The organism is Paenibacillus sp. FSL H7-0442 (assembly GCF_038593105.1).
GTDB classification, from domain to species: Bacteria; Bacillota; Bacilli; order Paenibacillales; family Paenibacillaceae; genus Paenibacillus; species Paenibacillus polymyxa_D.
On sequence record NZ_CP151963.1, the window covers coordinates 4,722,913 to 4,738,864 of the forward strand.

Genomic DNA, 15,952 nt, shown 5'->3' on the forward strand with positions numbered 1-15,952 from the left:
AGTAGTAGTGTTTCCGTAAGAAGGCATTCCAAAAACATAGATAAGGAATGAGGCTGAACCCCATTCCTTATCTATGTTTTTGGAGGACCCGCGAAACACTTGTGCTGCGGTCAACTTCCTCTTTTTCGAATCTAATGTCACGCTGCTCTTATAGTGAACAGCGATATCACGCTTTTTTAGCAATGACCAGCACTTTCCCCTGATCCAGTTCTTTTTCATAAAAGTCAGCTTCCGTATCTGTAAATCCCAAGGAAGTAATTTTAGCGCGAAGCTCATCGCCGCGGGAACGGAACAAGTTGGCTAATGAATCGAAAACGCCCTCTTCCTTAATCCCGATTTCCTTGGCATCCACCGTATCGGCAATACGATCTGTCCGATCCTGATCATGAGCGAGCACGAACACATCCTCATAACGATAGCCTGTGTTACGCAACTCATTTACTGCTTCAACGGCTTGTACACCGTTATCTACCACTTTGGCATAAGATTTATGATTGGTCTGATTCATGTTTCTCACGCTCCTTTAAGGATTGACTTCTCTGACTATTACACTTCACATATCCATTTGAAACTTCCATGTTATGTCATGCCTTAAAAAAATCAATTACCATTCCGTTTCATCAAAAAACTCAACATACTTAGGTTTATCAGACGTCTCATCCATAAACACTTTGATTGCACGTTGTCCGCGTACATATACCTCTCCGTCTTCCGCCGTGAATTGCGAGCCACCCAGCGCCTGATCGAGCGTTTTCCGTTGCAGCGGCAGCCACTTATCATTCACCTTGATTCGACCGGCAGCAGGATCTACATGCACATAAGAAACGACGTCCTCACGCATACCTACCACAACATCTGGATATTGGTATTCTGTAGAAAGCAGCAACTTATCCTTTTTGACTCGCTGTGGCTTGCCCAGCTTTTTCAATACATCAGCACGTGTATCATCCAAAGATATGCCATTTAAGGTATGAAAATCTGCTGGTACAGCATGTGGAGCGGGTATCGTCTGCACAGTCCTAACCACATGTCCCGCTATTTGCGGGGAAACGGTTTGCTGAACCGTATCCTGTCCGGAAAAGGGAGTGAGCAAACCAGCAGCTAGTAATAACGTCTTCATCATAAATCTCACCCTTTCAATGAATTTCCTGTAGTTTACGGTTCAGCCACTATGCTACTGACGCATTTTCTGCCACACCCCAGCAGCGATGTCTACATAACCCAACCAGTTTTTACCTGGCTTGGCCGCAGGCTCCTCATAAGTCGCATTGTAGCTCTGAACCGTCCGCTCCGTTGCGGTCAAAGGTCTATTCGATGTCGTTGCCTTGATCGCGTTATCCGTTCTGGAAGTATTACTCGCAGCGCTATGCGATTTCTGAAACCGTGTCATTAACGCTGTTGAAGCCTGCTTGGCAGCCAACGTCACTTCGCTGAGTACCTCCCCCAAATTTCTAACCGATTCCATCACTGGCTCCACTTGCTTCAATTTATGATCAACATCTGCGGTGATGTCATTCGCATGTCGAACCGTTTGTTTTACTTCATAACTCAGTTCATCAATCGTTTTTTGTACATCCTGCAAGGTTTGAGTCACCTTATCCAAAGAGCCTTGTGCTGCTTTCAACGTTTTAATGAGGAAAATAACGAGAACTGCAAATGCGATAGCAATAATAAAAATGCTGACCTGTGTTAACATAGCGTAACCTCTCTTTCGTCTTTCACGATGATGTTTATGATTACTGCATAGTTACCCTTTAGATTCAGACACGAAACAACGTCCAGGCTGGCTTCTTCTCCGCTCCAAACGTTATGATTCACGGACTCTCACACCGTTTAAAACAACGTATAACGATGGCACAGACACGAATATTCTATAGAAGTCTCCATCATCTGCAACCATGCTCTATCGGGGCGTGAGTATGCCACATTATATACAATTAAAGGAGGATACAGAACATGCTAAAATGGTCCGCTTTATTCTTAATTTTTGCTGTGATCGCCGGTATCTTAGGTTTTTTTGGTATCGTCGTGTCCGTAGCTGCTACAATCGCTAAAATATTATTTGTGATATTTCTGGTGTTGTTCGTCATTTCACTCTTCACCAGAAGAAAACGGGTTTCATAGTTATCGGATGCTAGCTGCACAAAAGCAATATTCTAAATGTCTATAAAAAAAGGATGTTCCCACCCTGGTCAACAGGGCTGTGGAACATCCTTTTTTGATGCAGCTTTTTAACAGTTAGCGGCGCTTTTATTGAATCACGCTGCCCCCAAACAGGAAACGGTCCTGCCAAGGCTTGCTGAAATCCGTAACTTTTACACCGCCACCCGCTACAGAAAACGTATGGAGAAGCTTGTTGTCTCCCAAATATACAGCTACGTGTGTAATCGTTTGGGAGGAGTTATCCAAGGACGTGTACGCCCCGGAAGATGCATTATAATTTGTAAAGAAGAGCAAATCGCCACGCTTCAGCGTAGTCATGTCCGTATTCGGCTGACTGTTTTGCTTGATCCACTCACCCTGTGAACGAGAATCTGCCGGAAGCTGGATACCTACAGCCTGACGGAAAATTTGACGGGTAAATGCCGAGCAATCAAAAGTAGCCGTACTGCTACGATCCGAACCATATTCATATGGAGTTCCGAGATAAGTCATCCCCGTGTTAATAACCTGCTCTATTGCAGCCGTTGCATCACCGGAAAATATGTTCATAGTTGACGCAGGAGATGCTGTCACAGGTATTGCAGTAGTATCAGGAGTGGTTGTCACCGGAGCAGACACAGGCTGCTGCACAACAACGCCCTCACCAATACGAATATACTGTGGAGACGAGCTGACGTAACCCACCGTACCACCAGCATTGGTAACCTTGAACCAATAGGCATTACTTGGATCGGTAATCGTAACGACATCCCCTGCATTCAAATAACCCAAAACCTCGGAAGAAGTGGATGCCTCCGCCCGCAAACGAACGGACGTTTGAATCGTAGCTTTCGTTTGACCGGCAGAACTATTCACTGAGGCCACAGCCTCTTTAGCTGAAACATTTTTAACTGACTCTGTGGCTTCCGATTTACGAGTGGTAGACGGGGTGACAGCAGCAGCGACGCTGGTAGCGCCAACTTTTATGTACTTGTCGGAGCTGCTAGTGTATCCGGTTACTCCATCAGAAGTCTTGATCTTATACCAATAGCTGTTGGTTTTCTCCAATACCGTTACGGCCTCTCCCTGCTTCATAAAGCTGACTACATCCCCTGTAGTCGAAGGACCGGATCTAAGCTTTACAGCCGCCTGAATAACCGCCTTCTGTCCCGTGGATGCTGTTGATGCCGCTGCGTCAACCTGACCCGGCGCCACATGAATTGCTGTCAACAGCGCGGCTGACGTCATGAGCATTCCCATCACGCGTCTTCTCAATGTTGCACCTCCTGGCTGTTTTTACGAATTTGAAGAGCATATCCAATTCCGACGAATATAGCCGGACATGCCTTCATTATAGTAAAAGCAGCAGGAAGAGAGATATAATCCAAACGTCACAAAAGGAAGCGTATACGCCTTTTACATATAGGTCTAAAGTCACTTTTAATACTAACTATTTAATAATTAATCTATAATTTGGGTTCTACATGGACATGGACATGCATCGTATTATGAACCTCTTGTAGGCGCTCCTCAATCCGGTCGCTGATCCGATGCCCTTCAATCAGGCTGAGTTGCGGATTCACCTCTATGACCACATCCACTAGTGCATGATTGCCGTGTACACGTGCCTTAACGTCCCGAATCCCCTCTACTCCAGGTATACGGGCAATCGTACTTCGTAAGTCAGACAGTTCTTGCTCATCAAATCCATCGGTCAAGCTGTGTGTGGAATCCTTAAAAATATCCCACGCTGTTTTGCAAATGATACATCCTACCGCGATCGCAGCTACAGTATCCAGCCAGGGTAGCCCGAACTGTGCGCCGATAATGCCAACTGCTGCCCCAACACTGACAAGTGCATCCGATAGATTATCCTTGGCCGCTGCCAGCAAAGCCTTATTGTTAATTTGCCGTGCCAGCCTGTTATTGTACAAGTACACTCCCAGCATAATCACGGCACAAATCACAGCTACACCCGCGGAGGTGATATCCGGTATTTGCTTTCCGCCCTTGAAAATGCTGCCGATCCCATCAATAAGCACCTGCAAACCGACGACAGCCATAATAAAGGACGCCAGCAGCGCCGCGATCGTTTCTGCCCGAAAATGTCCATAGGCATGATCAGAGTCCGGTGGCTTTTGGGAAATTCTCAGTCCAACCAGTACAGCAACCGACACTACAATATCGGTGACATTATTGAAGCCATCCGCCCGCAATGCGCTAGAAGCAAATATATACCCGCTAATCAGCTTAAAGGCGGACAGCAAGAGATAAGCAGCAATGCTTACCCACGCCCCACGCTCACCTTTTCGGATTTCATCATAGACATTTACCACAACGTAGGACACTCCTTCAAATATATAGTTCCCAGCAGAACGACCTCACCGGGCCCAAAAATAAAAATAGCAGCATCGCTGCCTTGAACCCTCAACATTAACTTTTCAAACAAGCAGCGTAGCTATCCTGAAAATAACAATTCACCTTTGGGTAACTGTTATTTTCAGGATAGCAGACGAACTTTGTGTGGGTCTAGAGAAACAGTCTTTCCGATCTGCATCGCTGTAGGAACAACGAAAAAGTATTGCCAGGCCCCATTCCTGTAGGTTACACAAAACATTTTTTCCTTCACACAAAAAACAGACGTTTTCTCTCCCGCCCCACCCCAGATGGGTGTTATCATTGTTGCCCTTGTCCCTTCTTTTAAAAACGTATAAAATGAGGACACAGCCGCGTTTTTCTTCAATCCAACATGATTGACATGAATCTGGCGGCAACAGGAGGAATTTATTCATGAGCGATGCCAATGAACCACGTAAAGTTAATCTCGCAGATGCCATTCGGGAAAAGCTGGCACAAAAAAAACAGCAGTCCGGCGCTTCACAGCAGGGCGGCTTTCAAGGCGGTTCCACCAAAACACTGAAAAGCCAAAATACGAAGAAGCCGAACAACCAACGCCGTCGTACAGGCGGATCATAAGCCACCTCATAGCCTTTATAGGGTACCAAAGGTCTGGCGAGGTCTATCTTACCTCACGGCCAGAGCCAGGTAAGCTATGGGCATGGCACAAAAACGAAAAAGAGGAGTCTCCCTGCCATCTCAATGGCCTAAAGGAGCTCCTCTTTCGTTTATCTAGTTGTTGAAGATAGCCGGTTGGAATTTTAGCCGATTTCTACCGGATACATACGTTCACGCAATTTCGCGATTTCTTCATTTTCCAAGTATTCATCATAGCTCATCGTACGGTCGATTACGCCGTTTGGTGTAATTTCCACAATGCGGTTCGCAATCGTTTGAATAAACTGATGGTCATGAGATGTGAACAATATAGTACCGTCAAAATCAATCAGACCATTGTTCAGCGCTGTAATGGACTCCAAATCCAAGTGGTTGGTCGGTTCTTCCAGCAACAGCACATTGGCACCGTTCAGCATCATTTTCGCCAGCATACAGCGAACCTTTTCGCCCCCGGACAGTACACTTGCTTTCTTAAGTGCTTCTTCACCAGAGAAAAGCATACGTCCCAAGAAGCCACGCAGGAACGTTTCGTCCTGATCCTTGGAATATTGACGGAGCCATTCCACAAGATTCATGTCCACACCTTCAAAATAGGTGGAATTATCTTTCGGGAAATAAGCTTGGCTAGTTGTAATCCCCCAAGAAAATTCTCCGCTGTCTGCTTCAATCTCGTTCATCAATACTTGGAAGAGCGTCGATTTAGGCAAACCGTTCGGCCCAACAAACGCGATTTTATCGCCTTTGTTCACAACCAGACTGAACTCATTCAGCACTTGCTCGCCTTCAACGGTTTTACTGAGGCGGTCTACTGTCAAGAGTTGTTTGCCTGCTTCGCGTTCAGGCTTGAAGTTCAGGAAAGGATATTTACGGTTCGATGGACGGATGTCGTCCAGCGTAATTTTATCCAGTTGTTTTTTACGTGAAGTAGCTTGTTTGGACTTGGAAGCATTCGCGGAAAAGCGCTGAATAAAGGCTTGCAGTTCCTTGATCTTCTCTTCCTTTTTCTTGTTGGCATCACGCGTCAAGGCAAGCGCAAGCTGGCTGGACTCATACCAGAAGTCGTAGTTGCCGACGTACATCTGGATTTTGCCAAAATCGATATCCGCAATATGCGTACATACCTTGTTCAGGAAGTGACGATCATGGGATACGACGATGACGGTGCCTTCATAGTCCATCAAGAAATTTTCCAGCCATTGAATGGATTCGAGGTCCAAATGGTTGGTAGGCTCATCAAGCAGCAAATTGTTCGGACGACCAAACAACGCTTGAGCCAGGAGAACACGTACCTTGTCATTACCACTCAGCTCAGACATGTTCTTGTCATGCAGGTCGCGAGGAATACCAAGACCGATCAGCAAGGAAGCTGCATCCGGCTCAGCATCCCAACCGTTCAGCTCCGCAAATTCGCCTTCCAGTTCACCGGCACGCAGGCCGTCTGCTTCAGTAAATTCTGTTTTGGCATACAGCGCATCTTTTTCCTTCATGATTTCATACAGACGCGTATGACCCATAATAACGGTTTCCAGAACCGGGAATTCATCGTATTCATAATGGTTCTGCTTGAGCACTGCCATCCGTTCGCCCGGTGTCATGTGAACCTCGCCTGAATTGGCTTCGATTTCACCGGAAAGAATTTTCAAAAAAGTGGATTTGCCCGCGCCATTCGCCCCAATCAGGCCGTAGCAGTTCCCAGGAGTAAATTTGATATTTACGTCTTCAAAAAGTGGGCGTTTCCCATAACGAAGCGTTACGCCGCTTGTACTGATCATATAAGCATACCATCCTTATCATTAGTTAAGTGCTAAACACAAAATTACCGACGGCAATAGTATAACACACAAAAGATCGGATTCGAACCGTAGTATAAGCATAACCGTCCCTGAATCTCATCCAATATCTTATAAATAAAATAAAAAATGCTTCTGTCTCCACGGTTGTCACCTGACAAAACACATGGACCAGAGCCATTTTCATGTTTTAAATTCGTTGAAATGCCGTGAGGACAAACGCGTTATTCAGTCGCAGCATTAATGTTCCGTATGCTTGTAAATGTCAGGAAGCCCCGACTCCTATCGGAATGAGATACATGCCCGCTTCATCATCCTGTTTGATTACGACCTCCACATCATAAACTGCCTGGATCAGTTCAGATGTAACGACCTCTGTAGGTGGGCCGTTCGCTATAATACGCCCTTCCTTCATGGCAATCATTACATCGCTATACCGAATAGCCTGATTGATATCATGCAGCACCATCACGATTGTCAGTCCATGTTCCTGGTTTAACTGCCGAATGAGCTCTAAAATTTCAAGCTGGTAGTACATATCCAAATAGGTAGTCGGCTCATCCAAAAATAAAATGGGCGTCCGCTGTGCCAAGGCCATTGCAATCCATACACGCTGCCGTTCTCCTCCTGAGAGTTGATCCAACGTGCGAGTTCTACGTTCGTTCAGGTTAGTACAGGCTATCGCCCACTCGATCGCCTCCTCATCCTCGTCACGCCTCGCTGTGAACATGTTCTTATGCGGCAACCTGCCGAAGCTAACGAGCTTTTCTACAGTCAAGTCGGAAGGTGCCTCATTCTGCTGATGAACTACCGCCAATTGACGGGCCAGCTCCTTGGGCTTGTAGTGGGCTATCTCCTTGCCGTCCAGAACCACTTGTCCCAAGCGAGGAACAGCATTGTTGGACATCACGCTGAGCAGCGTCGATTTGCCGCATCCGTTGGGACCGATAATGGTCGTAATCCGTCCCGACTCAATAACAGCATGAATAGCGTGCAGACGATCTGTTTTCCGATCATATGAGAAGGTTATATCCTTAATGTCCATAGGTGCGATCCGCCTTTCTGATCAGGAATATCAGGAACGGCCCGCCAATGACGGCCATAATAATAGAAGCCGGGATTTCATTGGGAGCAAGCACCGTCCGCCCCAGAGTATCCGCGAGCAGCAGCAGCAAGCCACCACATAAGGCTGAAAATGGAATCAACCACTTATGATCCGAGCCAACTAGGTAGCGGGCACAATGCGGAACGAGCAGGCCGATAAAGGCAATCACTCCTGCGATGGCTGTAGCCGTTGCTGCAAGCAGCACTGCAATCACAGAAATCAAAAGTCGTGCGCGCGTTACATTGAATCCCAGATTTTTAGCTGTTTTATCTTGAAGGGACAAGAAATTGCACCAAGAGAACACGAGCATGGCCAAAATTAGTCCAATCCCGCCATAGGTCACAATAACCTCGACATCTACCCATTTTTTCATAGACAAGGTTGAAGTAGTAACCTGGTTAATGCTGGTGACCGCATAACTGCCTCGATAATTAAATGACTGACCTAAACCAGAAAAAATGGCATTCACAGCTACCCCGATCAGAATGAGACGAATCGGATGCAAGCCGGATCTCCATGAAAATCCATAAACCATTAAACAAGCTATCGCACCGCCAATAAATGAAAAGAACGGCATCCAGAAATAAAGCATTGGAAAGACCGTCACCGCAATCAGCGAGATCAATGCTGCTCCCGAAGAAATGCCGATAACTCCGGCATCTGCCAGCGGGTTTTTCATAACAGCTTGCAGCAAGACACCCGCCACTGCAAGTGCTGCACCTGCCATAACGGCTACGATAATTCTCGGTAGTCTCAGGTCCTTGACCACATTCACCTGATCATCTGTACCTGTCCACAATCCGGTGACCAACTGACTCAAATCCACCTTGAGACTACCTGTCATCGCTGAATATAACATGACGCCGACGAGCAAGACCATTACAACAATAAGACTCCAACCTTTTTTGGACATGTCATCAGCCTCCTTTAATTCGAAGGATACAGCATTTTCATCAGCTCATCTAGCGCCGAGTTTGCCGCTAGATTCCCTGTTGTGCCAAACAACGGTTCAGGCAGATCATAGACATGCCCATTTTTCACAGCGTTGAAATGCTTCCAGATATCGTTGGTTTTGAACTCTTCATCGAACATTTTCACTACTTCATCCGGCATCCCGTGTGCAGCGCGCAAAATGATATCAGGGTTGGATTGCTGCAAGGCTTCGGTATTGTGGGCAATGAACTCCACCTTCTCGCCCTGAACCACATTTGTTCCGCCTGCAATTTTAACCAGATCCCCAATATAGGAATGCTCGGTAGCCACCAGATAGCTTCCCGGTACTCCCAGCAAAATCAATACTTTAGGAGATTTCTTCCCTTTGATCTTTTGTTGAATCTCAGTTACTTTGGCATCCAACGCTCCATTAATCTCTTTAGCCTTTTCGGCTTTGCCAAACGTGTCTCCCAGCTTTTGAATTTCTTTTTGCATATTCGCGAGACTTTCAAAATTCAAAAATTCGGCATTGATGTTCAAATCTTTAAATTTAGGCTCCAGATCATATTTCAGTGTCGTCACCGACAGTACATCCGTCGGCTTCAGTGACATCACTTTTTCCATGTCGGGACTCATCGGATTACCCACATCAGGCACATCCTTGTAACGGTCAGGCAGCACTTTCGTGCTTGTCGGCTTACCTGCCAAATCCAGGCCCAGCGCATCCGTGATTTCCGCAATGGCTACCGTAGTCGCCACAATACGAGGAGCTTGAGCTTTACCGTCAGACGACTTTCCGGTTGCATCAGATGTTGCCGCTGATTTCGAACCATCGCTCTGATTCTGTCCAGCCTGTCCTCCTCCCGAACATCCGGCCAGCAACAAGATCACGATGCCGATTAACATATACAAACAAAACGATCTTCCTTGAGCCCATGCTATATATCGTTTCATGAAAATCCAGTCACCTCAATTCAAAATATAGAACTGCATTAGGAACCCTAACTTTTCGGGTATCAGGATTTAGCAAAATTCGACTCCAGTCGCTCCAAAGTGCAATATATAGACGAACTAGACTGTTTGATCTACATATTGTTCACTAGAAGTCGCTTATTGGATTTTTGCAAATTCCTCGGGTATGTAAATGCTGACAAGTCTTGACGCCGAGGCACCAAGACTTGCCTGCATACAAACTTTGCTGTTATTCGGGCTTCATTGAGGTCACAACCTGAGGCTACTTCGCTTTCAGGCTTGCTTCATCAAATTGGAACTGAACTGTATACCAGTGATCATACGGCACTCCGCCAAGAACCAAGCCAGGCACAATAACGTGTGTGTAAGCACTGATTTTCTGGGACAAGTCCCCTACCTCGAATTGAACGACACGTGTATCGCCGGATGTCGAGATCACTTCTACATCTTTCAGGGTACCGTTTTGCTCCACTTGTAAAGTTGGCATCCAAGAACTATTTTTCAATGTCACTTGGATATAGCGCTTGTCTCCCTTTTCAATCAGTGTGGCTGGCTTGTCGAGATAACCGTCCATAACGGAAGCTTCACTCGTTTTGTCTTTAAATACGTTGTAATTAATCGTGTATTGCTTCTCGGAAGCCATTTGAACCGGTTGCTCAACTACTGGTTTGGTTTCAGCTACAGATGCAGTTGTTTCTGCTGCCTTGTCCGTAGAAGCTACTATCGGTTCAGTAGGGGTTACGGTTGTAGCTGTATTGACCCCCTCACCTTTAAGCGATGCACGGTCAAATTGAATCTGTCCGCCGAATTTCTCATTTAGAATGTATTTCTCAGGCAGATATACCTGTGTGTACACACTTAACTTCTTATCCAGATCAGGTACTTCGAACGCAATCGTGTGCGTGTCACCTTTAGTGTCCGAACCCATAATCATCGGATTGGCATAACGGCCTTCAAAATCCGTTTGGAATAGCTTCAAAGCCTGGTTGTCCGTAACGGTTACATGAGCCTGAACCTTGCCATTTTTCACAATCAACTTCGCTAGACTCTGCACAAAAGGAGCCACTAGAGAATCCTTGTCTGTTCCGTTCGCCAGTACACGGAAGTTCGCAGTGTACTCTCCATCGGCCAAGTTATTTTTCCCCTGTTCTACTTCGTCTGCTTTGGTTTCGTTGTGATAAGATACATTGCTGGTATCGAATTTAAATTCAAAATCATATACCTTTTCTACTCGATCCTCCGCCTTGAAAACCATCTGAGCGCTACTTGCCACTTTAGGAGCTTCGTAGACAACCAGTTGGCCTTTTACATTGCTCTTAAAGTCACTTACGCTAAAACGAACATGCTTCGTATTGCTTGCTGCATCTTCCTGGGTCACTTCTGCATCTCGGTAGTCCCCGCTTGCGTTGTCCCAAATACGCAGCGCCTTCACTTCATTGCTGTTTTGCAGCTTCAGACCTACAAACCGTTTGTCGCCTTCCACGACCAATTGCGCCGGTTCGTCAGTGATGAAGCGTTGAGCCTGTGAATCTGCTGCTGTTGAGCCATCTGACAAAACAATACTGAATTTCAAAGCATATTTACCATTGGCAAGCTTGTCAAAATCCAGTTTAATCATGGGATCAGCCGCCCCTGAAGAGGTAGGCTCAACAAAGCTTCGAATGGTAGCAGGCTCGAATTGGAACTGCACATCATACACGTGATCATATGGGATACCACTCAAATCCAATCCAGGTACGATGACATGCGTATTCACTGTCACTTTATCCGACAGATTTGGCACTTCAAATTGTACTGTTCTTGTATTTGCGGAGCTTGATTGATCGACAACCTGAGCCTCTGCACCATTTACTTTGAACGTTTTGATCCAGCTGCTCTTGTCCATTTTGATCTGAATGATATTTTTACCAGACTGTTTTAACAGTGTGGCTGGCTTTTGCATATATCCATCCATCACAGATATTTCATTGCTTCCGTTTTTGAGTACGGAGAAATCAATGCTGTATCTGCCATTTTCAACTGGGGTTGTGGTTCCGTTATCCGGTCCTTTAGCTGTAATGCTGCTGCGGTCAAATTGCAGACGAAGCTTATGATCCATCTCATAAACCCCACCTGGATAGGTCGTGCTCACATGTACCTGTGCATTCAGAATAGCGTCCAAATCCGCCACTTTGAATTTCACAACACGTGTATTAGCATTCCTGTCCTCACTAACGATATCTGCATCCGTAAGTGTCCCGCTTTGTTCTGTTTTAAACTCTGTCACGGTGGTGCTGTCTTTGATGGTAAAGGAGGCTTCATACTTGCCTTTTGATACCGTCAGTGTGGCCGGAGACAATAAATATTGCGCCATGGCCGATTTTTGATCTTTGATTGCGTGCAGCGCATCGAAGTTGATTGAATACGTTCCATCAGCTAAATTCTTTCCGGGCGTGCCTGGTGTGCCTGGCGTCCCAGGATCAACCGGGGTTGTTGCCGCTCCTAATTGAAGATCGACATCATAGGTTTCTACATAGTTCAGCTCAGGCCAGTTGATGCTTACCCATGCATTCAGTTTGGCAGGCACTTCCTTAACCTCAAATTCGATAACACGTGTATTCGCCGTTTGATCTTCACTTACTACGGTCGTGTTGGTCAATACTCCATTTTGTTCTACTTTAAAGCCGTCAATTTGTTTGCTGTTTTTCAAAGTGAACTGTACATATTTCTTGCCTTTACGTTCAACCAGAGTACCCGGTTTTTCTGTATATCCATCCATCATAGACTTTTCACTTGAACCGTCTTTTAACAGCGTGAAGTCCAGATTTGACGTTACTGGAGTTGAACCGTTGTCCGTTCCCGAGATACTGTTTTTATCGAACTGAAGCCGAAGTTTATGGTCCATCTCATAAACCCCACCTGGATAGGTCGTGCTCACATGTACCTGCGCATTCAAAATCGCGTCCAAATCCGCTACTTTGAATTTCACAATACGTGTATTGGCGGTCTTGTCCACACTTACAATATCTGCATCCGTCAACGTTCCATTTTGTTCAGTTTTGAATTCCGTCACTGTAGTGCTGTCTTTAATGGTGAAGGAAACTTCTTTTTGTCCCTTCGCTACCGTCAAAGTTGCCGGAGACAACAGATACTGTGCCATGGCTGATGGCTGATCTTTTGTGGCGTGCAGGGTATTAAAATTAATAGAATACGTTCCATCCGCCAAATCTGATGGCGCGGGTGCAGAAGACATCTGAAGATCTACATTATAAGTATGCACGTAGCCCAGCTCAGGCCAGTTGATGCTCACCCATGCGTTGAGCTTGGCAGGCAGTTCTTTCACTTCAAACTCGATCACTCGTGTATTCGCAGTTTGATCTTCACTTACAACAGAAGTGTCGGTTAACACCCCATTTTGCTCTACCTTAAAACCATCAATCTGTTTGCTGTTCTTTAATGTGAACTGGGCATATTGTTTACCTCCACGCTCAATTAGTGAGCCTGGTTTCTCCGTATACCCATCCATCATAGACTTTTCATTGGTTCCATCTTTCAAAAGGGTAAAGTCCAAATCAGAAAGTTTTTCTCCTGCATTAGGAGGCGTCACCGGTGGTGTTACAGGTGGAACCGTTGGATTCTCCGTTGAGTTTTTAAGTCTCAAGCTGGAAGGATCAAACTCAATCCATTCCTTCACTGAACGATCTGGATCGGTATCTACATACCACGGAGAACTGCTATTAAATCCAAACTCCGTATTTACATTTTGATGAAAATCATAAACATCGAAGCTTACAGTCCCGGAAGCTTTCCCAGAATCCACCTCTATTTTTGCGGGAACTGTTTCCCCGTTTTGTTCTACTAAAAATTTCGATAGCCCTTGAGTTTCCGCAAACTTAAATGAAAAATGGTATTTTCCATCCTTAATGATCAAATCTCCAGGATAGGTATAGTTTGTTTTGAAACTCGAATCTCTGGTGTTACCGCTGACTGTCTTTCTTAAAGGTTTGTAATCAATCAGGTATTCTCCATCTGCATAGGTCGCATCTGTGGTAGTTACAGCATTGGTAGGCTCAGCATATGTGCTAGGTACTTCTACCGGCATCTCATAAGTAGCATAAGTAGCACTAGTGACTGTAGTGCTTGAATCGGGCAAATTTTGGGAAGTGGAATCAACTTCAGGGGTTGCTCCTACGTATGGTGAAAATAAAGAAAACAACATTAGAATAGCAGCGAATGTCGTAATGTATTTGTTAAATCGGCTTTTCAAGGTGATGTATCCCCCTACTTAAAATATACTCATTTGGGGCATTGAAAGTAAGCTCCAAATGAGTATTCAATTCAAAATTATATTTTCAAAAAGAAGCCTTAGATATCGCTGTCGTCGAATTGGAATTGAACAACATAGTCGTGATCGTACGGAATACCACCAGTGTATTCTGCAGGCACACTTACATGCAGTTTAACGTTCAATTTTTGAGACGGGCTAGTTACAGGGAATTCGACTATTCTTGTATCCCCTGATGTGCTTACCACAGTCGCATTCACATACTGACCGTTTTGTTGAGTTTTGAATTCAGTAACCCATGCACTCTTGGTAATAGCTACTCTCACTTTATATTGACCATTCGTAACAATCAGTGTGGCTGGTTTTTTCACATAACCATTTGTATCCATGTAAGATGGCTGAGTGGTTCCATCTTTATAAACGGTATAAGGCAATTGATACGTTCCATTAGGCAAAGCCGCATTCGCCTTATTGGCAGAAAATGGGGCCAGTACCACAAAAACAAGCGCTGCCATCAGTACAGTAAGCATTACTTTTTTCAAAGACAATTTTTCCATACGATTCATAATCATGTTCATGTTCTTAATCTCCTTTACGTTTTATTTTTGGATTATATTTCGTCGAATTGCAGTTGTACATCATACTTGCCTGTGTAGCCGATTACTGGGATTGTGATTTCAGCGTAAGCATTCACTTTTGCATTCAGATCAGCAACCTCGAATTCCACTACACGAGTGTTGCTAGCAGTATCTGTGCTCACTACAGTCGCATCTTGCAGTACGCCATTTTGCTCTACTTTGAACGTTGTAATCAGATTGCTGCTTTTCACAGTCAGACGAACGACATTTTTGCCGTTAGCTACCGTAACCTGAGCAGGCTTCGTCAGGTAGCTATCCAATCGAGAAGTCTCATTGGTTTGATCCTTCAGAACGGTGTAGTCTACGTTGTACGTGCCGTCGGCTGCTGCCGCTTTAGCTGAGAATGGAGCAACAAGTGCAAAAACAAGCGCTGTCATGATCAATGCTACGAATACCTTCTTAAAAGAAAATTGCTCAAAGCGATTCATTACCATATTCATATCTACACACACTCCTCCATTTTTTATGCTTGAATTTGTGTTGATTTTATGAACGATAGAGATGGCTTGAATTTACTTCTTGGAAGATTTAGTTGATTTTGCTGACTGGACGGCTGCTACTTTTTTGGCACTTTTGGAATCAAAAGCGAAGCGGATCGTATAGTCATGATCGTAGTTATACGCAGGGACAGTAACATGGATTTTAGAGATTAGCGGGCTGTTCACACTCGTAATTGGAAATTGTACGGTGCGGGTATCGGTTTTGGCATCCTTATGGATGACCTTGGTATCGATGATTTTGCCTTTGTAATCTACTTTAAACCCGGTTGTCCATTCGCTATGATTCAGCTTAATTTGCATGGTCATATGACCTTTTTTCACATACAACTTAGCTGGTTTTTCAAAATAATCATTAGCCATGGACACCGAGTCATTTTCTGCCTTGAGGATATTGTATTTGAGCGTGTATGTACCATCCGCCAATTTTGGAGAAGCCGTAGCGGCTCCTACAGATGACGAAGTTGGCCAAAAGCTCAGCACACTCACCAGCAGAAACACAGCAATAATTGCAGAATACCCCTTCTTCATTTTGACAGCAGTCCCTCCCCACGAGAATAAACTAATTGATTATCATTCTCAATTGATAATTTAAA

15 protein-coding genes are annotated in these 15,952 nt (G+C 45.1%); 2 read left to right on the forward strand and 13 right to left on the reverse strand.

All coding sequences use genetic code 11. The annotated features are described in order from the left end of the window. Nucleotides 1–166 precede the first annotated feature (166 nt). From MHH57_RS20995 to MHH57_RS21005, 3 genes are all read right to left on the reverse strand, one after another. Nucleotides 167–508 carry a general stress protein gene (locus tag MHH57_RS20995; RefSeq protein ID WP_023990277.1) on the reverse strand — a complete coding sequence of 114 codons (342 nt, stop codon included), beginning with the start codon at nt 506–508 and terminating at the stop codon, nt 167–169. A gap of 96 nt (nt 509–604) precedes the next feature. Further along, a complete protein-coding gene (locus MHH57_RS21000; RefSeq protein WP_029517168.1) occupies nt 605–1,123 on the reverse strand; it encodes a hypothetical protein in 519 nt (172 codons plus the stop codon). A 51-nt stretch (nt 1,124–1,174) separates the two neighbouring features. Continuing rightward, the gene (locus MHH57_RS21005) at nt 1,175–1,696 is read right to left on the reverse strand and encodes a DUF948 domain-containing protein (RefSeq protein WP_029517167.1); all 522 of its coding nucleotides are present in this window, start codon (nt 1,694–1,696) and stop codon (nt 1,175–1,177) included. A gap of 260 nt (nt 1,697–1,956) precedes the next feature. Between MHH57_RS21005 and MHH57_RS21010 the strand changes: the two genes are divergently transcribed. Then, nucleotides 1,957–2,124 (forward strand): DUF1328 domain-containing protein, encoded by a 168-nt coding sequence (locus MHH57_RS21010; protein WP_029517166.1) that lies wholly within the window; start codon nt 1,957–1,959, stop codon nt 2,122–2,124. A 126-nt stretch (nt 2,125–2,250) separates the two neighbouring features. On the opposite strand, the gene MHH57_RS21015 is transcribed toward MHH57_RS21010, so the two are convergent. Both MHH57_RS21015 and MHH57_RS21020 read right to left on the reverse strand, forming a co-directional pair. Then, entirely contained in the window at nt 2,251–3,417 is a 1,167-nt protein-coding gene (locus tag MHH57_RS21015; RefSeq protein WP_165149405.1) for an SH3 domain-containing C40 family peptidase, read from the reverse strand. A 191-nt stretch (nt 3,418–3,608) separates the two neighbouring features. Then, nucleotides 3,609–4,478: a cation diffusion facilitator family transporter gene (locus tag MHH57_RS21020; protein ID WP_029517164.1), complete on the reverse strand. Its 870-nt coding sequence runs from the start codon at nt 4,476–4,478 to the stop codon at nt 3,609–3,611. 454 nt (nt 4,479–4,932) lie between these two features. Between MHH57_RS21020 and MHH57_RS21025 the strand changes: the two genes are divergently transcribed. Then, complete coding sequence (locus tag MHH57_RS21025) at nt 4,933–5,118, forward strand: hypothetical protein (protein ID WP_029517162.1); 186 nt, start codon at nt 4,933–4,935, stop codon at nt 5,116–5,118. 182 nt (nt 5,119–5,300) lie between these two features. On the opposite strand, the gene MHH57_RS21030 is transcribed toward MHH57_RS21025, so the two are convergent. The 8 genes from MHH57_RS21030 to isdC all read right to left on the reverse strand — a co-directional run bounded on the left by MHH57_RS21030 (nt 5,301) and on the right by isdC (nt 15,887). Then, nucleotides 5,301–6,929: an ATP-binding cassette domain-containing protein gene (locus MHH57_RS21030; protein WP_013311942.1), complete on the reverse strand. Its 1,629-nt coding sequence runs from the start codon at nt 6,927–6,929 to the stop codon at nt 5,301–5,303. 283 nt (nt 6,930–7,212) lie between these two features. Then, a complete protein-coding gene (locus MHH57_RS21035; protein ID WP_318628071.1) occupies nt 7,213–7,992 on the reverse strand; it encodes an ABC transporter ATP-binding protein in 780 nt (259 codons plus the stop codon). Beyond that, nucleotides 7,982–8,965 carry an iron ABC transporter permease gene (locus MHH57_RS21040; protein WP_039273670.1) on the reverse strand — a complete coding sequence of 328 codons (984 nt, stop codon included), beginning with the start codon at nt 8,963–8,965 and terminating at the stop codon, nt 7,982–7,984. The genes MHH57_RS21035 and MHH57_RS21040 overlap by 11 nt, the downstream gene beginning before the upstream one ends. A 14-nt stretch (nt 8,966–8,979) precedes the next feature. Next, nucleotides 8,980–9,939: a heme ABC transporter substrate-binding protein IsdE gene (gene isdE / locus MHH57_RS21045; protein WP_165149420.1), complete on the reverse strand. Its 960-nt coding sequence runs from the start codon at nt 9,937–9,939 to the stop codon at nt 8,980–8,982. Between the two features lie 280 nt (nt 9,940–10,219). Continuing rightward, the gene (locus tag MHH57_RS21050) at nt 10,220–14,203 is read right to left on the reverse strand and encodes an NEAT domain-containing protein (protein ID WP_318628072.1); all 3,984 of its coding nucleotides are present in this window, start codon (nt 14,201–14,203) and stop codon (nt 10,220–10,222) included. A 98-nt stretch (nt 14,204–14,301) separates the two neighbouring features. Beyond that, entirely contained in the window at nt 14,302–14,799 is a 498-nt protein-coding gene (locus tag MHH57_RS21055; protein ID WP_039273678.1) for an NEAT domain-containing protein, read from the reverse strand. A gap of 32 nt (nt 14,800–14,831) precedes the next feature. After that, a complete protein-coding gene (locus MHH57_RS21060; protein ID WP_029519187.1) occupies nt 14,832–15,299 on the reverse strand; it encodes an NEAT domain-containing protein in 468 nt (155 codons plus the stop codon). A gap of 72 nt (nt 15,300–15,371) precedes the next feature. After that, nucleotides 15,372–15,887, reverse strand: a complete 516-nt coding sequence (gene isdC, locus MHH57_RS21065) for a heme uptake protein IsdC (protein WP_029519188.1) — start codon at nt 15,885–15,887, stop codon at nt 15,372–15,374. Between the last annotated feature and the right edge of the window lie 65 nt (nt 15,888–15,952).

Excerpts from the sequence above, each read along its gene's own strand:
- MHH57_RS21005 (WP_029517167.1), bottom strand. The coding sequence starts at position 1,696 with ATGTTAACACAGGTCAGCATTTTTATTATTGCTATCGCATTTGCAGTT.
- MHH57_RS21035 (WP_318628071.1), bottom strand. The coding sequence starts at position 7,992 with ATGGACATTAAGGATATAACCTTCTCATATGATCGGAAAACAGATCGT.
- MHH57_RS21040 (WP_039273670.1), bottom strand. The coding sequence starts at position 8,965 with ATGTCCAAAAAAGGTTGGAGTCTTATTGTTGTAATGGTCTTGCTCGTC.
- MHH57_RS21030 (WP_013311942.1), bottom strand. The coding sequence starts at position 6,929 with ATGATCAGTACAAGCGGCGTAACGCTTCGTTATGGGAAACGCCCACTT.
- MHH57_RS21025 (WP_029517162.1), top strand. The coding sequence starts at position 4,933 with ATGAGCGATGCCAATGAACCACGTAAAGTTAATCTCGCAGATGCCATT.
- isdC (WP_029519188.1), bottom strand. The coding sequence starts at position 15,887 with ATGAAGAAGGGGTATTCTGCAATTATTGCTGTGTTTCTGCTGGTGAGT.
- MHH57_RS21055 (WP_039273678.1), bottom strand. The coding sequence starts at position 14,799 with ATGAACATGATTATGAATCGTATGGAAAAATTGTCTTTGAAAAAAGTA.
- MHH57_RS21000 (WP_029517168.1), bottom strand. The coding sequence starts at position 1,123 with ATGATGAAGACGTTATTACTAGCTGCTGGTTTGCTCACTCCCTTTTCC.
- MHH57_RS21060 (WP_029519187.1), bottom strand. The coding sequence starts at position 15,299 with ATGAATATGGTAATGAATCGCTTTGAGCAATTTTCTTTTAAGAAGGTA.
- MHH57_RS21010 (WP_029517166.1), top strand. The coding sequence starts at position 1,957 with ATGCTAAAATGGTCCGCTTTATTCTTAATTTTTGCTGTGATCGCCGGT.
- isdE (WP_165149420.1), bottom strand. The coding sequence starts at position 9,939 with ATGAAACGATATATAGCATGGGCTCAAGGAAGATCGTTTTGTTTGTAT.
- MHH57_RS20995 (WP_023990277.1), bottom strand. The coding sequence starts at position 508 with ATGAATCAGACCAATCATAAATCTTATGCCAAAGTGGTAGATAACGGT.